General features: G+C 58.9%; 3 protein-coding genes. 1 reads left to right on the forward strand and 2 read right to left on the reverse strand.

Annotated elements, in window-relative coordinates:
• A partial coding sequence (locus AKG11_RS33305; protein WP_050747127.1) for an MFS transporter occupies positions 1–958 on the forward strand: 958 nt, incomplete at its 5' end.
• A 55-nt stretch (positions 959–1,013) separates the two neighbouring features.
• On the opposite strand, the gene AKG11_RS33310 is transcribed toward AKG11_RS33305, so the two are convergent.
• Together AKG11_RS33310 and AKG11_RS33315 are read right to left on the reverse strand one after the other, a co-directional pair.
• Positions 1,014–1,859 carry a carbohydrate ABC transporter permease gene (locus AKG11_RS33310; protein WP_050747128.1) on the reverse strand — a complete coding sequence of 282 codons (846 nt, stop codon included), beginning with the start codon at positions 1,857–1,859 and terminating at the stop codon, positions 1,014–1,016.
• A gap of 6 nt (positions 1,860–1,865) precedes the next feature.
• Positions 1,866–2,744, reverse strand: a complete 879-nt coding sequence (locus AKG11_RS33315) for a carbohydrate ABC transporter permease (RefSeq protein ID WP_050747129.1) — start codon at positions 2,742–2,744, stop codon at positions 1,866–1,868.
• Positions 2,745–2,819 lie beyond the last annotated feature (75 nt).

Here is a 2,819-nt window from a genome sequence, read left to right on the forward strand (position 1 = left end):
AGGTGGCCGGTTTTTACTCCGCCCGCGGCTGGACTATTCCGCCGCTACCGTGGCCGACTTTTCCACCGCCGCTCTCACTTTGTTCTTTACCGGTGCGGCGTCGGCTTCGGTCTGGGTGCCGATGGTCGTGGTCGCCAAGGCCCTCATTCCGGAAGCACATCAGGGAAAAGCCCTCGGTCTCATGTCGTCGGGTACGGCCTACGGTGTCTTCGTCAACGGGTCTGCCATCCCAGTCCTGCTGCCGGCCTATGGCTGGCAGTCGGTCTGGTTTTTTGTCGCAGCCCTCACAGGCCTGCTGTTCGTGTGGGGCTGGTATCGTCTGGCAGGGTTGGAAAAGACTGCCGGGATGCGTGGCGCCGCCGGAAGCGCCATGGAGCGCATGGATTTGCGCACGCTGGCGCAGCCTGCCTATCTCACGGTTCCCGCCATGATGTTTCTGAACGGCTTTTCTTGCATGCCGGCGCAGAACTATCTTGTCGCCTTCGTTCGCGATGAGCTTGGCCATGGCATCGACGCGGCAGGAGACGTCTGGAAGGTGATCGGTTTCATCGGCATGTTCGGCGGATTCCTCATGGGTATCCTTGCGGACAAGATAACGGTGAAGAAAGCCCTGGTCCTTGCCTATCTTCTGCTGGGCGTCTCTTTCGCAGCCTTTGCCGATCACCGGAGCCTTGTGGTGATCTATCTGGGGGCCGCCCTGTTCGGGCTGGCCTTCAACGCGATTTTCGGCCTCATTCCCGCCTATGTGAGCCTGGCCTATCCGACCAGGGCCACAGCCCTGATTTTTGGCATGGGAAATGTCATGCTCGGGCTGGGTGCCATGACCGGGAATTTTCTCGGCGGCGTCCTCAAGGACGAAAGCGGCTCGTTCCAGCAGATCTATATCGTTGCGCTTGTGTCGGCCGCCGCTCTCATCGTTCTCGCCATTTTCCTGCGGCGGCCGGGAGCAGCATCGTGACGCGCGATTTCTGCGCCGCGTTGAAGCTCCGGTCTTCCCGTTGTTTGCGCAGGCCTCAGCTCTTGACGGAGCCTGCCGTCATGCCCGCGAGGAAGTAGCGCTGGGCAACCAGATACAGCACGAGCAGCGGGAGTGATCCGAGCACGCTCATGGCCATCATCTCGTTCCACTCGAAGGCGTGCTGCCCCATGAGGAGTTGGATCCCGATCGGTACGGTGCGCAAATCCATGGACTTGGTCAGGGTGAGCGCGAAGAGAAACTCGTTCCATGCAAGCAGGAACGTATAGACTGCCGTCGCCACGATACCGGGGATCGACACAGGAACGATCACCCGCCACAGCGCCGTCCAACTGGAGCCGCCGTCAACCAGAACGGCTTCGTCGAGTTCCTTGGGCAAGGTGTTCAGATAGCCTGTCATGAGCAGGACCGCATAGGGAAGCGTGAAGACCAGATAGGTCAGGATCAGTGCAAGATAGGTGTCCAAGATCCGGAAGGCGACCACCATGCCGAAATAGGGGATGAGGAGGGTAATCGGCGGCACGGTCTGCGTGCTGATGATGAAGATGTTCAGGGTGCTCTTGAAACGGAACGAGTAGCGGCTGAAGGCGTAGGCGGTAAGGATCGCGATGAAGAGCGTCAGAGCCGTCACGACACCGGCAACGAAGTAGCTGTTGATGAAGAAGCGCACCTTCGTCGGATCATTGAAGATCGTCAGGTAGGCCGAAATCGTGAAGTCGTCCGGCAGCAACCGTGGCGGCAGGGCGAAAATCTCCGTGTTGGATTTCAGCGAACTGAAGAACATCCAGACGATCGGGAAGGCGGCGAAGACCAGGCCGACCGCAAGGCCGAGATAGGTGAGGGCCGTCGGCAGGATCGAGTTTTTGAAGGAACGCTTTGCCATGACCGACTACCTGCGCTGCTGGTGCTTGATGTAAAAATACGTCACGCTCATCGAGATGAGGAGGATGACGATGGCACTCGCCGAGGCCAGTGAGAATTCATATTGGGCGAAGGCCAGCTTGTAGGTGAAGGTGGACAGCATTTCCGTCGCATAGATCGGGCCGCCGCCGGTGGTCATCCAGACAAGCGGGAAGACCTGCATGGTCCAGATGAAATCGAGCAACGAGATGCTGATGATGATGGGCATCAGCTGCGGAATGGTGATGTACCAGAACTTCTGCAATTCATTGGCGCCATCGATGCCGGCCGCCTCGTAAAGTTCCTTTGGAATGCCCTGGAGGCCGGCGAGCAGGCTGACCATGAAGAGCGGGTATCCTGCCCAGATGTTTGCGAATGTCAGCGCGTGAATGGCCGTGCTGGTCGAGGAAAACCACTCCACCTTGAAGTCGATGATCCGCAGCGCCATCAGCACGCTGTTGACGACACCGTTCGGATCGAGCAGCAGGCGCCAGATGATGGCGATGATCACGGCGGTGAACAGCCAGGGAAGAATGAAGAGCACGCGCAGGATGCTGCGGATCAGCGGATCGACACGATCGGTGTTGAGCAGCAGTGCGAAAGCAAGGCCGAGGATGAAGTGGAAGACCACGCTCATCACGGTGAAGTAGATCGTCTGGTACAAGGACTGCCAGAAGACCGGGTTCTGGAAGATGGCGATGTAGTTCTGGAGCCCCGCGAAGGCGGCGTCCGGCTTCATGATGGCGCCGTCCATCAGCGAGTAGCGCAGAACCATTACCATCGGAAAGAGCATCAGGAGGACCAGCAGGAGCGTGGCCGGCGTCACGTAGAGATATGGCACCAGCTTGCGCAGCGTCTTGTAGCTAATACGCCGCCTCGCTGACTTCGACTCTTTAGCCTTCCCAAAGTGGGGTGAATCTGAATCTCTGGTGCAAACCGGAGG

The organism is Shinella sp. SUS2, from assembly GCF_001262505.1.
GTDB lineage: Bacteria > Pseudomonadota > Alphaproteobacteria > Rhizobiales > Rhizobiaceae > Shinella.

Coding starts and splice junctions, on each gene's coding strand:
- AKG11_RS33310 (WP_050747128.1), bottom strand. CDS start 1,859: ATGGCAAAGCGTTCCTTCAAAAACTCGATCCTGCCGACGGCCCTCACC.